19 protein-coding genes are annotated in these 17851 nt (G+C 53.7%); 4 read left to right on the top strand and 15 right to left on the bottom strand.

Annotation, left to right across the window (positions count from 1 at the left end):
• The first annotated feature begins 40 nt into the window (after positions 1-40).
• Entirely contained in the window at positions 41-880 is an 840-nt protein-coding gene (locus ACP9M6_RS09995) for a hypothetical protein (RefSeq protein ID WP_427450729.1), read from the top strand.
• Complete coding sequence (locus tag ACP9M6_RS09990; RefSeq protein WP_427450728.1) at positions 867-1712, top strand: hypothetical protein; 846 nt, start codon at positions 867-869, stop codon at positions 1710-1712. Before ACP9M6_RS09995 ends, ACP9M6_RS09990 begins: the two co-directional genes overlap by 14 nt.
• A 1-nt stretch (position 1713) precedes the next feature.
• Here ACP9M6_RS09990 and ACP9M6_RS09985 read toward each other — a convergent pair whose 3' ends face one another.
• The 13 genes from ACP9M6_RS09985 to ACP9M6_RS09925 form a co-directional block, all read right to left on the bottom strand.
• Entirely contained in the window at positions 1714-2094 is a 381-nt protein-coding gene (locus ACP9M6_RS09985; protein ID WP_427450726.1) for a hypothetical protein, read from the bottom strand.
• A gap of 17 nt (positions 2095-2111) precedes the next feature.
• The gene (locus ACP9M6_RS09980) at positions 2112-2486 is read right to left on the bottom strand and encodes a HesB/IscA family protein (protein WP_427450724.1); all 375 of its coding nucleotides are present in this window, start codon (positions 2484-2486) and stop codon (positions 2112-2114) included.
• Positions 2483-2935 (bottom strand): SUF system Fe-S cluster assembly protein, encoded by a 453-nt coding sequence (locus tag ACP9M6_RS09975; protein WP_427454778.1) that lies wholly within the window; start codon positions 2933-2935, stop codon positions 2483-2485. The genes ACP9M6_RS09980 and ACP9M6_RS09975 overlap by 4 nt, the downstream gene beginning before the upstream one ends.
• Before the next feature lie 35 nt (positions 2936-2970).
• Positions 2971-4188, bottom strand: a complete 1218-nt coding sequence (locus tag ACP9M6_RS09970) for an aminotransferase class V-fold PLP-dependent enzyme (protein WP_427450722.1) — start codon at positions 4186-4188, stop codon at positions 2971-2973.
• A gap of 205 nt (positions 4189-4393) precedes the next feature.
• The gene (locus tag ACP9M6_RS09965) at positions 4394-5422 is read right to left on the bottom strand and encodes a SufB/SufD family protein (protein WP_427450720.1); all 1029 of its coding nucleotides are present in this window, start codon (positions 5420-5422) and stop codon (positions 4394-4396) included.
• Positions 5412-6158, bottom strand: coding sequence for a Fe-S cluster assembly ATPase SufC (gene sufC, locus ACP9M6_RS09960; protein WP_427450718.1), 747 nt, complete (start codon positions 6156-6158; stop codon positions 5412-5414). The genes ACP9M6_RS09965 and sufC overlap by 11 nt, the downstream gene beginning before the upstream one ends.
• Positions 6145-6630: a hypothetical protein gene (locus tag ACP9M6_RS09955; protein WP_427450716.1), complete on the bottom strand. Its 486-nt coding sequence runs from the start codon at positions 6628-6630 to the stop codon at positions 6145-6147. The genes sufC and ACP9M6_RS09955 overlap by 14 nt, the downstream gene beginning before the upstream one ends.
• A complete protein-coding gene (locus ACP9M6_RS09950; RefSeq protein WP_427450714.1) occupies positions 6630-7001 on the bottom strand; it encodes a cupin domain-containing protein in 372 nt (123 codons plus the stop codon). Before ACP9M6_RS09950 ends, ACP9M6_RS09955 begins: the two co-directional genes overlap by 1 nt.
• A 107-nt stretch (positions 7002-7108) precedes the next feature.
• Entirely contained in the window at positions 7109-7501 is a 393-nt protein-coding gene (locus ACP9M6_RS09945) for a Rid family hydrolase (protein WP_427450712.1), read from the bottom strand.
• A 10-nt stretch (positions 7502-7511) separates the two neighbouring features.
• Complete coding sequence (locus tag ACP9M6_RS09940; RefSeq protein ID WP_427450710.1) at positions 7512-8021, bottom strand: hypothetical protein; 510 nt, start codon at positions 8019-8021, stop codon at positions 7512-7514.
• Positions 8021-9520, bottom strand: a complete 1500-nt coding sequence (gene sufB, locus ACP9M6_RS09935) for a Fe-S cluster assembly protein SufB (protein WP_427450708.1) — start codon at positions 9518-9520, stop codon at positions 8021-8023. The genes ACP9M6_RS09940 and sufB overlap by 1 nt, the downstream gene beginning before the upstream one ends.
• Complete coding sequence (locus ACP9M6_RS09930; RefSeq protein ID WP_427450706.1) at positions 9517-10641, bottom strand: cysteine desulfurase family protein; 1125 nt, start codon at positions 10639-10641, stop codon at positions 9517-9519. Before ACP9M6_RS09930 ends, sufB begins: the two co-directional genes overlap by 4 nt.
• A complete protein-coding gene (locus ACP9M6_RS09925; protein WP_427450704.1) occupies positions 10638-11072 on the bottom strand; it encodes an Rrf2 family transcriptional regulator in 435 nt (144 codons plus the stop codon). The genes ACP9M6_RS09930 and ACP9M6_RS09925 overlap by 4 nt, the downstream gene beginning before the upstream one ends.
• Positions 11073-11246: 174 nt before the next feature.
• Here ACP9M6_RS09925 and ACP9M6_RS09920 point away from each other — a divergent pair, with 174 nt between their 5' ends.
• Complete coding sequence (locus tag ACP9M6_RS09920) at positions 11247-11927, top strand: alpha/beta hydrolase (RefSeq protein ID WP_427450702.1); 681 nt, start codon at positions 11247-11249, stop codon at positions 11925-11927.
• Here the strand turns inward: ACP9M6_RS09920 and ACP9M6_RS09915 are convergent.
• Positions 11888-13009, bottom strand: coding sequence for an anhydro-N-acetylmuramic acid kinase (locus ACP9M6_RS09915; protein WP_427450700.1), 1122 nt, complete (start codon positions 13007-13009; stop codon positions 11888-11890). The two genes, ACP9M6_RS09920 and ACP9M6_RS09915, sit on opposite strands and share 40 nt — an antisense overlap.
• Before the next feature lie 47 nt (positions 13010-13056).
• On the opposite strand from ACP9M6_RS09915, the gene tyrS reads away from it, so the two are divergent.
• Positions 13057-14328 (top strand): tyrosine--tRNA ligase, encoded by a 1272-nt coding sequence (gene tyrS, locus ACP9M6_RS09910; protein WP_427450699.1) that lies wholly within the window; start codon positions 13057-13059, stop codon positions 14326-14328.
• On the opposite strand, the gene ACP9M6_RS09905 is transcribed toward tyrS, so the two are convergent.
• On the bottom strand, positions 14325-17786 hold the full coding sequence (locus ACP9M6_RS09905; RefSeq protein ID WP_427450697.1) for a DUF3971 domain-containing protein: 3462 nt from the start codon (positions 17784-17786) through the stop codon (positions 14325-14327). The two genes, tyrS and ACP9M6_RS09905, sit on opposite strands and share 4 nt — an antisense overlap.
• Between the last annotated feature and the right edge of the window lie 65 nt (positions 17787-17851).

Here is a 17851-nt window from a genome sequence, read left to right as displayed (position 1 = left end):
GATTTGGGCAACCGAATTTGACTTATGTTTAGGCCATTCCATGACCCTGTCCCGTAAATTTTCTATCCTTGCATTGGGCGCGTCGCTTTTGACGCTAGCTGTCGCCTCTGCGCCATTTGCCGGGGCTTTTGGCGTGGGCGTTCAGCCGTCTACTGTTGAAATGACAATCAAACCCGGTGACCGTCAACGGCAAGTCATTACGGTTGGCAACGTCCATAAGGAAAAAACGATTAGCTTGACCATGGCTCTGGCGGATTGGACATTGGACGAGAAAGGTCAACTTGTTCTCGACGCGCCCGGTGATACGGACAGGTCTGCAGCAGAATGGGTACGTTTCTCACCCGCTTCTGTGACGCTAAAACCTGAAACATCTCAGGATGTTACAGTCGAAATCTCAGCCCCTTATAAGATTGAACATAAGGGCGATCATCGCTTTGCCCTGCTCGCAACGACGATGCTGCCGGAACTGGATGAGCGCGGCGAGACATCCGGTGTCTGGAACCGATATCAGCTCGCCTCTCTCTTCTACCTTACGCTCACCCCGTCCAAGAGCCTACCCGAAGTGACGAGCGTTGTTCTGAGCCCCGAAAAACCTGGTTTGGTGACCATGCAGATCAAAAATGACGGAGACGCCCATGCTAGACTTCAAGGTACGGCTTTGGTCAAGGATGAAACGGGCGAAGTCGTCGGAGAAACGCCTCTGAACGCCGTTGTATTGGATGGTGGCAAACGCACCTATAACGTTAATATGGTGAATATGGAGGCTTTAGAAGCCGGAACATATACAATTGATTTTGACCTCAATAATACATTCACACCGCAAAATAAATTCCGCTCGACAAGCGTCAAAGTGGACTCGTTGGAATATGTTGCCGAGTAAACGCATCATTATGGCGGGGGTCGCCTTGGCCTGTCTCGCCTCTGGCGCTCATGCCAGTTTTCTGGATACGGACTTCTGGTGCCGCACCTATGGCTGCGTTGTCGTCCATGATGGCGATAATTACGACATCTATGATAATTACCAATTTGCGACACAAACTTGCTGCGTCCCTGTTGGTCAACAGATGATCGATTTCTACATCCGCGCGGGCAATACAAATGTGACGGGCGAGATTGGTGGCAATGGCGTGATTGGCCCCAATGATGATGAGAGTATGCTATTCGGCATCACACAAGACGGCAGCACGATCAACGCATCTCTTCTGGATGATGGTGATGGGTATCTGGATGCGGGGGATGCGTTTAGTTTCTTCACGCTCAATCCTAATACGGACATCCTCTTAGACGGCAAAGGCCGGTCTTATTCGCATAGTTTCTTCATCAGTTCCCGAAATACGCGGTTTTCAATGCGGGCACTCGCCACCCTTAATGATGCCAAGGGTGATTTCGCGCAGACACTCCAACTCGGCGATATAAAGCTCACGCCGAGTTTTTCAGAGTCCGGGAATGATCAGGGCTTCCAGTTCGGCTCCCGCGCGAATACGGCGAATATCCAGATTGTCAGCGGCGTGGATGATCTCGGCGACCTGACCGGACAACCGACACAGATCATGAATTTTGGACGGCGACAGGGTATTCGTCAGCGTAACGGCGATATCGACACGCAAACCATCCGCCTCGATTTCCTCTACGAGATGCCGGAATATGATCTATCCATGGGAACAGGAAGTTTGAACGTTGACGTCGCGTTTGATTTTTATCGCGAGGATTAGATCAGTCGAAAGTCGATGATAGGTTCGATGTTATTTTCGGCAATATCATCTGGTTGACCAAAATTTGCGCCAAGTAAGACGTCCCTAAAAATGCCAAAAGGGATTGGTCGAAGTTCAACACATTTAGAAAATATACCGCAAATCCAACGCCGAGAGGTAGTAAAAACGACAGGCTGATAATTGCCCACCCCAATCCTGCATTACTGTCAATCGCGCCACGTCGCGCCAGTCTGTGTGCTTTTGGGCCTTTTCCAAATTTTACGATTAATGCTGATAAAACGAAATGAAGAAAAACGATTCCAAGTAATGATAATGGCGGTAAATTTTCAAGCAAGATCAAAGCAAAACTCAATAATGCACAGACAGTGTGCAGAATACTCATCCGAAAATAGTCAGTTCTCATAAAGCTGCCGGAACAATCGTGACACTCTCACCACAGCCACAAGCATCCGTCTGATTAGGGTTCTTAAACGTAAATCGACTGTGAAGCAGCGTTGTCTCATAGTCCACCACTGAGCCGAGGATGAAGAGGACCGCTTTCGCATCAACGACGATCTGCACGTCTTTATCCTCGACGACTTCATCAAATTTCTCAGGCTCCGCGACATAGTCCATCAGATATTCCATACCCGCGCAGCCGCCATTCTTCACACCAACACGAAGGTAGCCTTCGCCGCGTTCATCAAGGATTTCCCGCACACGTTTCGCCGCGTCATCCGTAAGGGTGACGAGTTTTGGGCGCGGACGGCGGGTTCTGGTAACTGTTTCTGTCATAGCATATTCAATTCAAGACGGGCTTCATCGGACATGCGGTCAGGTGTCCAGGGCGGGTCGAATGTCATGCTGACCTCGCAGCGGCGCACGCCTGCCACAACTTCGCAGGCTTCCTGTACCCAGACGGGCATTTCACCGGCCACGGGGCAGCCCGGCGCGGTGAGCGTCATGTCGACTTTCAACACGCGATCATCTTCCAATTCCACTTTATAAATCAGGCCTAACTCATAGATATCCGTCGGTATTTCCGGATCATAGACGGATTTTAGTTGCGCGATCACATCTTCCGTGATGCGTTCAATTTCCTCGTCTGTCGGCGGCGTAATCGGCGCGCCGGACACGTCTACGATGTCACGTTTCGGTGCCGTTTCACCCGCCTCATTCTCAGGCGTGAGGCCCGGAATTTGCGAATTGGCGAGCGCTTCGGCCTGTCTCTGTCGATCTGTCATCGTGTTATCCATAGTCTGAATATAGTCCCTGCGGGTTACGATAGAAAGAGGGCGCATTTTTTGACGCCCTCCACGAGGCGGTCAACCTCGTCCAATGTGTTATAAATGCCAAAGCTCGCGCGGGCGGTGGAGTGAATGCCGTAGCGCGTCATGAGCGGTTGGGTGCAATGCTGTCCGGCGCGGACGGCGATCCCGTATTTATCGAGAATTTGTGCCACATCATGGGCATGAGCGCCTTCAAGATTGAAGGACAGAACCGGGCCCTTATCCGCCGTCGTGCCGATAATTCGAACCGAATTCATGCCCGCCAACCCATCTCGCGCGGCATGATAGAGCGCCATTTCATGCTGACGAATATCCTCAGGTGAGAACTGTCGCACCCAATCAATCGCAGCACCTAGGCCTATGGCTTCCAAAATAGGCGGCGTGCCGGCTTCGAATTTATAGGGCAGGTCCGCATAGGTGACATGGTCTTCGAACACGTCCTCAATCATCTCTCCGCCGCCGTTAAAGGGGCGCATCTTTCCGAGAATATCTATGGTTCCGTAAAGCGCACCAATCGCCGTCGGGCCGTAGAGTTTGTGGCCGGTCATGCAGTAGAGGTCGACGCCCAAATCCTGCACATCCACATCCATGTGAACGGCCGCCTGTGTCCCGTCAGCAATCATGACCGCGCCCGCCGCATGCGCCCAGTCCGCCATTTGTTTGATCGGATTTACTGTGCCGAGGACGTTCGACATATGGACGACGGAGACGATTTTCGTCTTTACGCCCAGCATGGATTTAAACGCGTCGAGGTCGAGCGCGCCCTCTTCCGTGACCGGAATATAGCGGATCACCGCGCCCTTGCGCTCGCGCAGAAAATGCCACGGCACAATGTTGGAATGGTGTTCCATTTGCGTGATGATGATTTCATCGCCCGGCTCAATCATATCGGCCAGACCGTAAGCGCAGAGGTTCAGAGCTTCCGTCGCGCCGCGTGTGAAGACGATGTTTTTCTCAGACGGCGCGCCAAGATAATTGGCGACTTTGCCCCGCGCAGCCTCAAACGCCTCAGTCGCTTCATTCGCCATGGTGTGCAGCCCGCGATGGACATTGGCATAGGCGTGCTCGGTCTGCGCTTTCATCGCATCCATGACAGCTGTCGGCTTCTGCGCCGAGGCCGCATTATCGAGATAAGCGAGCGGGTAGCCGTTGATCTCTCGCGAGAGGACGGGGAATTGTTTGCGTATGGATTGAATGTCGAACGTCATAGAAAAAGACCTAATAAACTAGGCATGCAAGACAGGTGATATGACACACAAGCCGCCGTCAATATTGCGGACGTAAAAAGAACGATCATCAAGAAAGCTGCCACCCCGCCCATGTCTCTGCTCTGCGCGAAAATAGCAGCGCCGAACACACCGCCAATGGTTGCAGCAATCCAAACAACATTGAACATTATGTCGATGACAGGGTTCACCGCGCCAACCACCCACGCAGCTTCTCCAACAAGCTCTCGCGCATGACCTCATCCTCAAGCGTGTCAAACACACTGCCGAGAAACGCTTCCGTCAACATCGCCCGCGCTTGCGAGAGAGGTATCCCGCGTTGGCGCATGTAGAACAGAGCGCTTTCATCAAGCGCACCAATCGTGTTGCCATGTTCGCAGACAACATCATCGGCGTAGATTTCAAGCTCCGGCTTTGACCGGATTTCCGAGCTGTCGGACAACATGATACAGTCATGCCGCATCCGCGCATCGGTGTGTTGCGCCGGACGACGGACGTGGAATTTGCCTTGGAAAACGCCGCGTGCCTTATCTTCCGTCACGCCTTTGACGTTCTGGCGGATATGGCCGTCCGGACAGGCCAAATCGATATAGCTCGTCATGTCGCAATGGCGTTTGCCGTCGAGCAGATAAGCCGCGTTTATGGTCGCCTTCACGCCCTGCCCCATCCCCGCCATGCGCGTTTCCAGACGGGAAAGTTTCCCGCCAAAGGCCAGAGCATGTTGGATGAGTTCAGATGTCGCCCAAGCCGTCACATGGGTCGTGGCGATACGCACACAATCTTCGGGATCGGTCTGCACGATGACGCGGTCCAGAACCGCAGTCTCGGCCAGTTTGATGTTGAGGTGTGAGTTTACAAATGCACCCGCCTGCCCGTCATAATGTTCGACGAGTTGGACTTTCGCGCCCTTGCCCAAGCGCAGTGAAATTTGCGCATGACCGTGGGTCAGGCCTTCGATTTGAATGGGATTCTCGGACGTGAACCCGTCCGGCACAACAATGTCCCAGACCTGTCCCGCATAGTCAGAGGCGAGCTTATAGAGGGTCGCATCATTGGCGGAGGCCTGCACATCCGTGCGCGTGACCGTCACACCTTCCGGCACGAAAATCTGGACAGGCGCAGCCGCGTCCAGCCCGCGCATATCGTAGGCGACGGCGCGGTTGACATCGGACCATTTCCAGGCCTCGACACCGCGATGGGGGAGTCTATGCGGCATATGCGTCATAGCCTTCGCTCTCTAATTTCTTCGCGAAGTCCGCATCGCCACTCGCGGCGATTCCGCCTTTGGCGAGGACGTGGACGCGGTCCGGCACGATATAATCAAGCAGGCGCTGATAATGGGTGATGATGAGCATCCCGCGATCGGGTGAGCGGAGTTTGTTCACGCCGTCCGCGACAATGCGCAGCGCATCGACATCAAGACCGGAATCCGTTTCATCCATCACGATGAAATTCGGCTCCAACATCATCATCTGGAAAATTTCCATGCGCTTCTTCTCGCCGCCGGAAAACCCGACATTGAGCGGGCGCTTGAGCATTTCCGGCTTCATCTTGAGGTCTTTGGCGAGGGCCCGGGCCGTCTTGAGGAACTCCGGGGCTTTCATCTCTTCCTCACCGCGCGCTTTGCGCTGCGCATTCAGCGCGGTTTTCAAGAAGGTCATGGTCGGCACGCCAGGAATTTCCAGCGGATATTGGAAGGACAGAAAGACACCCGCCGCCGCGCGTTCTTCCGGTTCCATCTCCAGCAAATCTTCGCCGTAGAGGGACACCGTGCCGTCTGTAACGTCATAGCCCTCCCGTCCCGTCAGGACATATGACAGCGTCGATTTACCGGCGCCATTCGGCCCCATAATCGCATGGACTTCGCCCTTGGGAACCTCGAGCGAGAGCCCCGTCAGGATAGGTTTCTGGCCGTCATCAACGGCGACGTGGAGGTTGTTAATTTTTAGCATTATATCGCCTTATTTCATTTTCTATTTTTTCGTCGGCTCGTTTTAAAATTCGTCGTCCAACAGTATAAATATGTTCACCTGAGATTTGCTTTTTCTCCTCTGGGCTTGCTGCGCCCAACTCATTCATCATCAACGAGAGTAGAATTTCGAAGTCCTCATCTGAAGTATCCATGAGCAGCTGTATTTTCGACGAGAACTTTCTAGTTGCAGCAACATCATCTCTCCAAAGATGACCTTGGTCATTCTTTTTTATTGCAGATGCAGATGATACAAACTCAGAAATAGCCTCTCTAAGTTCCGAAACACGACGCTCTCTATGTCTAAAAAGCTCTAGATCGATTGAAGCAGATAGGTTTTTTTCAGCAATTCTGTTTGCACGCCAAGAGCCGTATAATGCGATTGCAGATGCTACAAGAGCGGTAAAAATAGCTGAGAGCACAGGCCAATCAATATTATAGCTTACCACTCCCATCAAACCCACTCCCCCACAGGCGCATCGTAAACCGCATCGACTTCCGCATCGCCGGAGTTCTTCACGCCCTTCGGTTCAATCAGGAAGATGTGGCATTCTTCTTCCGCGCGGGGGCGGTGGCGGACGCCTTTTGGGACGACGATACATTCGCCTTCCCCGACTGGCACGCTCTCACCGCCTTCAAAATCCAACACAAATGAACCACGCCAACAGAAGAACATCTCGTCCTCATGCTCGTGGGCATGGAACGGATATTCGCCCTGAATTTTGGCGAGTTTGAACTCCTGTCCGTTCAGCTCGGCAATGGCTTTGGGGCGCCAGTGGTCGCTGAATTTCGAGAATTTCTCGTTTATGTTGATGGCTTGGTTCATTTAGTTCCTATTGTCACCCCGCACTTGATGCGGGGCCTGTCGTTTACTCTCTCAAACTTGGATTCTGTAGCCGTCAGGTCCCGCATCAAGTGCGGGATGACATCTGATTATCCTTTAAAACAAGTCACTTCGATTTCGATTTTGCCTTTTGGGTCAACCATTTCAGCCAGCACCATAGTCGCGGCGGGGAGGATATTATCGAAATGCGCTTTGATTATAGGCAGAACTTCTTTGACATATTTGCGGTCGGAGACTGTATATTGCACCCGCACCGTATGACCGAGTTCAAACCCTGCGGCGTCGAGCGCTTGGCGGATATTTGTGAACGTGTTCATCGTCTGCTGCGCCGCGCTTTCGGGCAGTTCCTGCTTCTTATAGTCATAGCCCATCGTGCCGGAGACAAAGCACCAGTCGCCCTGCACCACGGCGCGGGACATGGCGTAGTTCAGTTCGCCTTCGGACAGTTGGATGAACTGACGGGTTGGTTTTTTAGTGGCCATTATGGGCTCCTTAAGGGCAGAGGTCGGTCTGCCATTCCGTTGTGTTTTCACCGCGATAGCATTTGATACGCATGCCATATGCCGCGAGTGTTTGATTGAATTTATCCGCACCGCCGGGGCCGGAAAAGATCGCATAGACCTCTTCCGCCTGAACGGAGTCATCCGGCAATCCCGTGCGGGAGAAGAGGAAGACAGAGCCGTCATCACGCTCGTAAGTTTGCGACGCGGTCGTGATGATCGTCGAGCCGGTTTCCGGCGCGTAATAGAGCCGGATTTTGTCAATCGTTTCCAACCGCGTCTCACCCAGCTCAAAGCCCACAAAACGCGCGAGGTCCGTTGAATAGGCGGAAAAGTCTACATCTTCCAAATTACTCTCGGGCAGAGTCGGGCTTGGCGGCGTGGCAGGTTGCGCTCTTTCCGTCGAAGCCACAGGCGTAGTGGGCGCTGTTGGCGCCTCTAAATCCTGCGATGGCCCGCAAGCGGCCAAAAAGATTGCTGATATGAAAAGATACGGCTTCATTACCCGACGCTACCTTCCAATGAAATCGCGACGAGCTTCTGCGCTTCTACCGCAAATTCCATCGGTAATTCCTGCAACACATCACGGCAGAACCCGTTAACGAGCAGCGCGACGGCGTCTTCTTCCGAGAGGCCACGTTGGCGGCAATAGAAGAGTTGATCGTCAGAGAGTTTCGAGGTCGTCGCCTCATGCTCAAATTGCGCGGTCGGCGTATTGCTCTCAATATAGGGCACGGTATGCGCACCGCAGAGATCGCCGATCAGCAGCGAGTCACACTGCGTGAAATTCCGCGCACCAGTAGCTTTCTTATGCGCCGTGACCAGACCGCGATAGGTCGAGTTGGATTTGCCCGCACTGATCCCTTTGGAGATGACACGCGATTTCGTATTCTTGCCGAGGTGGATCATCTTTGTGCCCGTATCGGCTTGCTGATGCCCATTCGTGATGGCGATGGAATAAAATTCGCCCTGACTGTCATCGCCGCGGAGAATGCAGGACGGATATTTCCACGTGACTGCGGACCCGGTCTCGACCTGCGTCCAAGAAACCTTGGAATTGGCACCGCGGCAATCCGCGCGTTTGGTCACGAAGTTATAGACGCCGCCTTTGCCCTCGGCATCGCCCGGCCACCAGTTCTGGACGGTGGAATATTTCACTTCGGCATCATCATGGACGATGATTTCAACGATGGCGGCGTGGAGTTGATTTTCGTCCCGCATCGGGGCCGTACAACCCTCAAGATAGGAGACATAGGAGCCCTTATCCGCGATGATCAGCGTCCGTTCAAACTGTCCCGTGCCCTGCGCATTCATGCGGAAATAGGTCGAGAGTTCCATCGGGCAGCGCACACCGGGCGGGATGTAGACGAAGGATCCGTCAGAGAAGACGGCATTATTCAGCGTCGCGTAATAATTGTCGGTGACGGGCACGACCGAGCCCATATATTTCTTCACGAGTTCCGGATGCTCTTTTACAGCTTCCGAGAAGGAACAGAAAATCACGCCATGTTTCGCGAGTTCCGCCTTGAACGTTGTGACGACGGACACAGAGTCGAAAACCGCGTCCACGGCGACCTTTGGCGCACCTTTAACACCCGCTAGAACCTCTTGTTCTTTCAAGGAAATTCCGAGTTTATTATAGACTTCGAGGATATCCGGATCGACCTCGTCAAGCGAGTTCAACTCCTTCTTTTTCACGGGTGAGGCATAGTAATACATATCCTGAAAATCGATTTTCGGATAATCGACCATCGCCCATTCCGGCTCTTCCAGCGTCAGCCAACGGCGATAAGCTTCCAGCCGCCAATCGAGGAGCCATTGCGGTTCATCTTTCTTCTCGCTGATAAAACGGACAATATCCTCATTCAGTCCCTTCGGTGCGAATTCCTGTTCGATGTCAGAATCGAACCCGTATTTATATTTGTCAGCTTCGAGAGACCGGACACCTTCGACGGTGCTGTCCTCGATACTGTCTTTGGCAATTTTTACGGTCTCGGTCATGCGGCTACTCCTTGGAGCTTGATACGTCTGATCTTCGCCCAGGCGGTGATAAAATCTTCAACTTCGTTCAATGTGCAATTATCGCCGAAACTGACGCGAATGGCGCCTTTCGGGGCTTGGTCACTGCGGCCCATTGCGACAATGGCGCGACTCTCGCCGACCTTGCCGGAGGAGCAAGCCGTTCCGGTGGAAACGGAGATACCCTCGAGGTCGAGCGCCATCATGAGGGTCATGGAAGACGCATCCGGCACGGCGAAAAAGCTCGTATTGGGCAGACGATCTGCGCCCTCCCCGAATATCACGATATTCGGCTCAATGGCTTTGAGTTCTTTTTCAAGAATATCGCGGACCGCACGCGTATGTTCGAGATTTATCAGGTTCTCACAGGCCGCCCCAAATCCCGCAATGCCGGGCACATTATGCGTGCCGGAACGACGCCGGCGTTCCTGCCCCCCGCCCGCTAGTAGTGGCGAATATGGCGCGTCGGGCGAGACATAGAGCGCGCCAATACCTTTCGGCCCGCCAACCTTATGCGCGGACACCGCCATATAATCCGGCTGGAATGTCATCGGTATTTTCCCGAGCGCTTGTGTAGCGTCCACGAGGATGAGACCACCCGAAGCGTGGATCAGGTCTGTTGCCGTTTCCACATCTTGAATGACGCCCGTCTCGCTATTCGCGGCGACGAGGGAGAGGAATGGACGGCCCTCCTCTGCATCCCAATCGGCAAGGCGAGCCTTCAGCCACACCATATCCGTGCGGCCTTCGCTGTCGGCGGGCACGATCTCATAGGTCGCGCCGAAATTCTCGGCGGCATTTATGGTTGCGGGATGATCCATCGCGGAGGTCAGCAGACGTTTACATCCCGCTTGCAGGGCGGACCAGATTGCCGTGTTGCAGCCTTCCGTGCCACCGCTCGTGAAGATAACATCCTGCGCGCAGACGCACATGGCGAGGCCGACCGCGTCGCGGGCCTTGTTCACGATCATATTGGCAGCCCGTCCATCAGCATGTTGCGCCGTCGGATTACCATGAACACGCATGGCTTCCGTCATCGCGTCGATAACAGGCGGCCAAGTGAAGGTTGTCGCATTGTGGTCGAGATAAGTGCGGTCCGTCATTCTGCCGCCTCCAGAACGGGCAAACGCTCATCCACGACATCCTGCACCGTAATACCGGAGAGGAAATTCCCGATATGGTCCTCTAAGGCTCCCCAAAGACTGTGGGTGAGACAGCGATCCGTTTTTCCGGTACAGCCGAGTTTGGCTTCCGGAGTACAGCCATGCGCTTTCGGTTGCGCGTCGACGGCGTGGATGATGCGGTCGAGTGTGATCTTCGCTGCGGGTCGCGCCAGGCGATAGCCACCTTGCGCCCCACGGACCGATTCTACGATCTCGGCGCGACGGAGCTTCGCGAATAATTGCTCTAAAAACGTCACGGAAATGCCTTGCCGCGCGCCAATCGCCGAGAGCGACTCGCAGGCATCAACACCTTGCGCGGCTAAATCGGCCACGGCCATCACAGCATATCGTCCTTTTGCGGTCAGTTTCATGGTTAGAAACGGCTCCAAAGTGCAGGTTTTGTTGGCATTTTTGAGAACCCCTTGTTAGAGGGCCGTTCAAACACCAATCCATGGGCGGGGACGTAAGTATTCCGACCATTTTAGTCAAGATTGAATCGCCGCTGAAATGCGCGACAATCCGACCGCAAATAAGAGGCTGCACCCATGCCCGAAGTCATTTTCAACGGCCCAGAAGGTCGTCTCGAAGGCCGCTATCACCCCTCCGATGACCCACAAGCGCCCTGCGCCCTGATCCTGCCGCCCCATCCCAAAGCCGGCGGCCATATGGACCACCGCATTCCTGTGGCGATGTATGAGCAATATAAGCGCCGTGGGTTTTCTGTTCTGCGGTTTAACTTTCGCGGCGTCGGTCGCTCTATGGGCGTCTATGACAATGGTCAGGGCGAATTGCAGGACGCGGCCTATGCCCTTGATTACATGCAGAGCTTTAACCAGAACGCGCCGTTTAGCTGGGTCTCCGGCTATAGTTTTGGAGCATGGATCGGGATGCAGCTTTTGATGCGTCGCCCGGAAGTGGCCGGATTTATCTCCATGAGCCTGCCGACCAATACCTATGATTTTGCGTTTCTCGCGCCCTGCCCGGCTTCTGGCTTGGTGACTTACGGCACGGAAGATCCGATTGTTCCGGCCGATGATGTGGATCGTGTTGTGTCAAAGATTCGCGTGCAAAAGGGCCATGAAATCCTGACGCACCGTATTGAAGGCGCAGACCATTTCTACACAAACCACCTTGAGGGTGCATTGGAAGTGATCGAGGACTATCTCGACGATACGCTCGACCCGCGTTACTCGCCACCGCGCGAGATGAAGTTGTTGGAAGGGTAAACAACCCTCCCGCCTGTCATAGGCTTCGGACATCCCGTCGTTTCCGGAAAACTAATCGGCAAATCCTTTAGCGTTCTCACGGCGAGATAAGCGAAAGCCTGCGCTTCCAACATATCCCCGTTCCAGCCGACATGTTCGGCTGTCACGACATCTCCTGATATATGCATATCCAACATCGCCATGATCGCAGGGTTTTTGCGGCCGCCCCCACAGACAATCACGGTATCGGCGTTGAATATTTTAAGGTCTCTGGCCACAGCCTGAGCACAGAATGAGGCGAGCGTCGCCGCGCCGTCTTCCAAGCTCATGCCGACCATCTCATCCAGAATATCAAAATCGTAACGGTCCGCGCTCCTTGGGATAGGGCGCGTGAAGAAATCTCGCTTAAGCCATTGGTTTACCAGCTTATGATTGACGTCGCCCTTGAATGACAACGTGCCTTCAGAATCATAATCCCCGGAGCCTTGTTTCTGAACCCAGCTATCCAATGGACCATTGGCAGGGCCACAATCCGTCGCCCAAGCCAGCTTTCCATCAACTATCACGGTCACATTTGCGACGCCCCCGAGATTGAGAACCGCGACCCGCCCTGGAAGTTTCGAATACCTCACAAGCGCTTCATGATAAATCGGAGCCAAAGGCGCACCCTGCCCGCCCGCGGCGACATCCGCTGTCCGGAAATCATAAACCACGGGTAATCCGCGCTTATCCGCCAGAAGCTGACCGCGACCGAGTTGCAGCGTTTGCCCGCCTTCTCCCCCAACGGGCGGATGATGTAAGATCGTCTGCCCATGATAACCGACAATATCAGCGGATAGATCACCGATCGCGGTGATATGGGCGCGGTCAATCACATCTTCGGCTTGTGCGAAACTATTGGGCGGCGGACCGGAAAAACGCCAGTTCAGCGCATCCTGAGTCGCATCCCGCAAAGCCGTCTTATCTGAGTCGGAGAACACCCTCTCCGCCACTGCGCCAAACCCAAAAATATCGACACCATCCGTTTTAATCACGGCCACATCCACGCCGTCCAGCGACGTGCCACTCATCAAACCCAATGCCGTATAAATGCGTTTCTCCATAAGTTCGGCTTTGACACATTTCCCCTGCCCGTTAGAAGCGCGAAATTATGACCGATTATAAATCCACATTTATGCAAACCCTCACCTCGCGCGGGTTCCTCTATCAGTGCACGGATGAGGACGGCTTGGATAAGCTGGCCGCGACGGACAAACTTGTCGGTTATATCGGGTTTGATTGCACCGCGCCGAGCCTACATGTTGGCTCCCTCGTCCAAATCATGATGTTGCGCCATCTCCAACAATCCGGCGGAACGCCGATTGTTCTATTGGGCGGTGGCACTACAAAAATCGGCGATCCGTCCGGCAAGGATAAGTCGCGTCAGATGCTGACGCAGCAAAAAATCGATTCGAATAAGGACGGGATCAAACAAGTCTTTGCGAAGTTCCTCTCCTTTGAGGGGCCGAATGCGGCGATTATGGTCGATAATGATGATTGGCTGAGCGGACTCGGCTATCTCGAATTCCTGCGTCTGGTCGGGACGGAATTTACGATCAACCGCATGGTGACGATGGACACTGTGAAACGTCGGTTGGAAAATGAGCAGCCGATGACCTTCCTCGAGTTCAACTATCCGCTCTTGCAAAGCTATGATTTTGTCGAGCTTTACAAACGCCACGGATGTCGCCTGCAACTGGGCGGGTCAGACCAATGGGGCAATATTACGACGGGTGTCGACCTGACACGCCGCATGGAAGGTGGCGAGGTTTACGGCTTCACGACACCCCTCATCACGACGGCCTCCGGCGGGAAGATGGGTAAGACGGCGGATGGTGCCGTCTGGCTGAATGATGATATTTCGCGAGGTAAGGGTTTCGTCAGAAGCCCTTATGAATATTGGCAATTCTGGCGAAATACAGAAGACGCGGATGTCGGGAAGTTCCTGCGTCTGTTCACCGATATGTCACTAGAACAAGTTGCTGAACTCGAAGCGTTGGAAGGTGCTGACATTAACAAAGCCAAGATCGCCTTGGCGAATGCCGCGACGGAATTTCTGCACGGTGCGGCAGCTGCGAAAACATCCGAAGCCACTGCAACGGAAACATTCATCGCGGGCGGCACGGCCAAAGACCTGCCCTCGGTTGATGTAACACTGGCGGAGTTGAACGAAATGGGAATTCTGACGGCAGCGACGACCGTTGGGCTGGCAGGTTCAAATGGTGAAGCGCGGCGTCACATCAAACAGGGTGCATTGAAGCTGAACGATACAAAAGTCGATACGCATGAACGGGTTCTGACTCCCGCTGATATTCTGGATGGCGTTGTGAAAATTTCGGTCGGGAAGAAGAAACATGCGCTTCTGAAAGTCGTAGTCGCCTAGTTCTCGCCCTCGTCATCCTCGGGCTTCGGCGCAACGTCCTCAATTTTTGTCCTCACATCCTCCGGCACATCGTCGCGTTCCGGTTTAAATATACGGCGCAGGAAACCGGGTGTCAGGGCCGAGAGCGGGTTGACCGCAATCTGGGTTTTCTCGAACGGGCCGCTGACAGTGTAAGTTAGCGCGAATAGGCCGCCATCTTTCTCGCGCACGAAGAGATCGCCCAGCACCGGAATGTCGCCGAGTATAGAATTCGCCGTATAGGACGGGACAATCGTTCCGTCGAAATCCAGCACGCGCAGGTCCAGATCAATATCACCATCCCCTGTCATTCCAAGTGCCGGGCCGTAGAGCCGCGCGTCCCGGATAGCGACATCATCCCCCAACAGAGTGAACGGAACTGTAAATCGATCAAATTGCATAGACCCACCGGAGAGTGTGTCCGCCAGTCCCGTCAGAGATGCCAAGGAGAGGAGTTGAGCCAGAGCGGGGGCTTCGATCAGACGGAAGTCTTTGACCTTCATTTCCCCGATATAGGCGCCCTCCTCACCTGCGGGCGGCAATTCCATAGTTATGCTCAACGTGCCGCCCTCAGTATTGGACAATCCGAGAAAGGCCGAGAGCGCATCTGAGGCGTCGGGAATAGAAATGACAGCTTGTCGATTGGAACTTTCTAAAGTCGTCATGTCCAGAGAGAGCGGCCCCTCATCCCGCGTGCCGGTCAGGCGTGCCGCCTCAATCACCTTTCCTGTATGCGAGAATGCAAATTCGGCAGCGGACAAACTGTATTCCTGATCCAGGACGAGCCGTTCAAGTTTTGCGGAGATATTCAGCGGAACATCCAATCCGCTCTGACGCGTTTGAAAAGCCTCTTCCGTCCACGGACTCACGTCCAAAAACGCGCCCTCAAGCGCAACATCCAATTTTCCACTCTGCGTGTTCACGCGCAACTGACCGTCGACCAAGCCATCAATACGAAGCGATTTTAGATCAAGGCTGTTAAGTTTAAAATTCGTCGCAATAGAGGCATCCCCGCGCATCGATATGCCTTCCCCTTCGAGACTGACATCGTTGAAATCATAGCCCGTTTCGACATCGCGGGTCAGGGTGCCAGACAGTTGCGCCGCCTCACCCTCGGGTTTCATCCAGACCTTTTCTGCAGAAAGCGCAGCATTTGTCAGATTGGCCTCCAGGCGCGCCTGTGCGACATCCATACCCCGTCCCGTTGCATTGACCGTGACATCCGCAACGCCGTCAAACCAACCGCGTGAGGCAATACCGAAACCGTCCAAGACGTCCGCATTAATCTGGCCTGAAATTGAATATTGTGTCGGCGGCGGATTATCGCCGAATGTTTCCTGCCACTGCATGTCGGCGCGCCACGGTCCAACATCAATCGGTCCAGACAGGAGCATGCGGTCGCGGTTGACATCCATGGCAATGTCACCATTTTCGATATCGTATCGCCCAAAGGTGAAGGGCGCTTTCACATCCTCAAACTCGCCCTGAATCTCATAGCTGATCCGCTCGCGTGGAAAGAATTCCAGAAGCGGGCGAATGATTTTCATCTCGACTTCCCCGGTTCCGGCAATGTCATTTGGGTCGATCCCGTAACGGGTCGCCAATTCGAATGGTGGATTATTGAGGACCTGCAACATATCCTGCGCATTACCTCGGCCTCGGCCCGTAATGATAAGATCACCGCCTTTTGGACGCAAAACGGGAATTTCTATCCGCGCGGAGCCTGCAATGAGGTTTTCAACGCGCCCTCCCTGTGTGTCCATGGAAAGACTGTTGCCATTTATAGTTCCCGTGCCCGTCACTCCGAAAATGGGCGGCATGGTCTCCATATACCGGACGTCCGCATTGGCGACTCCAAATGCGATCTGCACCCGTTCAGATGTCAGGACGGGGTCCGCGAAAAAGTCTCCATCAAGGTTCAGGTTAATATCCAAATCGTTGATTTGACCCTCTATAACAGCCCGCTCAAACCATCGTCGCGCGCCGCCAACAGCATTCACAGGCCAGAGCGCGACAAATTCCTGTATCCCAATTTCACCCGTCATCTCTGCATTTAAAGCTAAAGCCGCCGGCTTATTTGTATCCGTGAGTTGAAAAAGGGTCTCGAAATCAAAGCGCGCATCAAACATGTCCAAACGACCCCGTTCAATATCGAGTGTCCGACTATCCGCATCCGCTTCACCTTTCAGATCCAAGCGATCGATTTTTATATCCTTAGAGAAAGTAGGCGCGGCTTGCATGTTGATATTACGCATTGAGAGCTCAAAAACGGGCGAACTGTTAATATCGCCATCATTAAGATTGCCGAGTTCTGTAAAGAACCCGGTCGCGTCAAAGGATAACGACTTGGATCGTAAATTCAGGGCTTCAATCGTCATGCGATCTTTGCCGGGCTCAAGATTCGATTTGAACCGGAAATCCTGCAATGTCAGATTTTGCGGCACGTCATTTCGAAGGACTCGGAATTGGCCCGCACCTATATCGAGATCGAGAGACGCACTGCGTAAATTTTCTGTTCGGGAGAAATCAATCTCGCCTTTCAAATCGACAGGCGCCTCCAAGCCACGGAATTCCCAAAAGCGTCCTTGTATGGGCGCGATTTGATCCGGACGGGCCTGAAGGATTTCAAACTTTGTTCGGATTTCGGAAAGCTCGACATCTGTCACTCCACCGATGGAAAAGATTGCCGGCTTACTGTCCTGCGCGACCTCCCCAGCAGCCGTGTAAACAACGGTCCCATCGGATGAGAATGAGGTGGCCAAACGGTCCAATCGCGCAACAATATCAATGTCCGAAATGGCGTTCTGATAATGCAGCGTCACATCCGAAAGGCTAATTGTTTCGAGCGCGCCAATATCCATCTTACGCCCCAGTGCCGTCTGCCCCGTATTTTTATAAACGGGGCCAAGCCGTCCGACATTTTCGGGCGGACCGAGACCAATCGTAATTTCCCCTTCCGCATCTTCGACGTAACTCACAATGCCACCGCGAATGTCTGCACTGACGAGTTTCGGGCGAAGAATGGCACTGGCATCACTCTTCAACGTTGCCCGTAACAATTCGAAACTTTCAAGCACATCACCATTCGTGTCCAGAACCGACACATCCTCGGCCGTCATAACAAAGGCATCCCGCGCGGGGAGCCAAGCGACATCAAGGCGGCCAAAATCTGCGCTCTTTCCGTTGAACACCTCAGCAAACCAAATTTGCAAATTAGGTTGTAGGAAGGAGACATCCGTCGTCTGGCGGTCCAATGCAGAGGCTAGGAAAAAACTGAGAGCGATCCCCAATCCAAGGACAATCGCCGTCAATTCCCCGCCCAATCTGTAGAGACGATAGCAAATACGCGCTATGACGCGACGGAATTTGGACCCGCCGGGCGAGGCCCAGAGGGCTCGCAAACCCTTTGATTCGGGCTTTATGTCATCAGAGACTGTCATATTCCCGTCCCGACTATAGGCATGGCCCGTATAAATCCATAAATGCTGCCATTAACAAGTAGAGA

It is taken from the genome of Litorimonas sp. WD9-15 (assembly GCF_050271975.1).
Taxonomy (GTDB): Bacteria; Pseudomonadota; Alphaproteobacteria; order Caulobacterales; family Maricaulaceae; genus Litorimonas.
The sequence above is the reverse complement of the archived record's forward strand: the minus strand, read 5'-3'. Positions and strand labels throughout refer to the sequence as shown.

What these genes read in the sequence shown, in the direction of transcription:
- ACP9M6_RS09930 (WP_427450706.1), bottom strand. Translation starts at nt 10,641, where the DNA reads ATGACGGACCGCACTTATCTCGACCACAATGCGACAACCTTCACTTGG.
- ACP9M6_RS09990 (WP_427450728.1), top strand. Translation starts at nt 867, where the DNA reads ATGTTGCCGAGTAAACGCATCATTATGGCGGGGGTCGCCTTGGCCTGT.
- ACP9M6_RS09920 (WP_427450702.1), top strand. Translation starts at nt 11,247, where the DNA reads ATGCCCGAAGTCATTTTCAACGGCCCAGAAGGTCGTCTCGAAGGCCGC.
- ACP9M6_RS09995 (WP_427450729.1), top strand. Translation starts at nt 41, where the DNA reads ATGACCCTGTCCCGTAAATTTTCTATCCTTGCATTGGGCGCGTCGCTT.
- ACP9M6_RS09955 (WP_427450716.1), bottom strand. Translation starts at nt 6,630, where the DNA reads ATGGGAGTGGTAAGCTATAATATTGATTGGCCTGTGCTCTCAGCTATT.
- ACP9M6_RS09915 (WP_427450700.1), bottom strand. Translation starts at nt 13,009, where the DNA reads ATGGAGAAACGCATTTATACGGCATTGGGTTTGATGAGTGGCACGTCG.
- ACP9M6_RS09940 (WP_427450710.1), bottom strand. Translation starts at nt 8,021, where the DNA reads ATGAAGCCGTATCTTTTCATATCAGCAATCTTTTTGGCCGCTTGCGGG.
- sufC (WP_427450718.1), bottom strand. Translation starts at nt 6,158, where the DNA reads ATGCTAAAAATTAACAACCTCCACGTCGCCGTTGATGACGGCCAGAAA.
- ACP9M6_RS09965 (WP_427450720.1), bottom strand. Translation starts at nt 5,422, where the DNA reads ATGCCGCATAGACTCCCCCATCGCGGTGTCGAGGCCTGGAAATGGTCC.
- ACP9M6_RS09945 (WP_427450712.1), bottom strand. Translation starts at nt 7,501, where the DNA reads ATGGCCACTAAAAAACCAACCCGTCAGTTCATCCAACTGTCCGAAGGC.
- ACP9M6_RS09975 (WP_427454778.1), bottom strand. Translation starts at nt 2,935, where the DNA reads ATGACAGATCGACAGAGACAGGCCGAAGCGCTCGCCAATTCGCAAATT.
- ACP9M6_RS09970 (WP_427450722.1), bottom strand. Translation starts at nt 4,188, where the DNA reads ATGACGTTCGACATTCAATCCATACGCAAACAATTCCCCGTCCTCTCG.
- tyrS (WP_427450699.1), top strand. Translation starts at nt 13,057, where the DNA reads ATGACCGATTATAAATCCACATTTATGCAAACCCTCACCTCGCGCGGG.
- sufB (WP_427450708.1), bottom strand. Translation starts at nt 9,520, where the DNA reads ATGACCGAGACCGTAAAAATTGCCAAAGACAGTATCGAGGACAGCACC.
- ACP9M6_RS09925 (WP_427450704.1), bottom strand. Translation starts at nt 11,072, where the DNA reads ATGAAACTGACCGCAAAAGGACGATATGCTGTGATGGCCGTGGCCGAT.
- ACP9M6_RS09985 (WP_427450726.1), bottom strand. Translation starts at nt 2,094, where the DNA reads ATGAGTATTCTGCACACTGTCTGTGCATTATTGAGTTTTGCTTTGATC.
- ACP9M6_RS09905 (WP_427450697.1), bottom strand. Translation starts at nt 17,786, where the DNA reads ATGACAGTCTCTGATGACATAAAGCCCGAATCAAAGGGTTTGCGAGCC.
- ACP9M6_RS09980 (WP_427450724.1), bottom strand. Translation starts at nt 2,486, where the DNA reads ATGACAGAAACAGTTACCAGAACCCGCCGTCCGCGCCCAAAACTCGTC.
- ACP9M6_RS09950 (WP_427450714.1), bottom strand. Translation starts at nt 7,001, where the DNA reads ATGAACCAAGCCATCAACATAAACGAGAAATTCTCGAAATTCAGCGAC.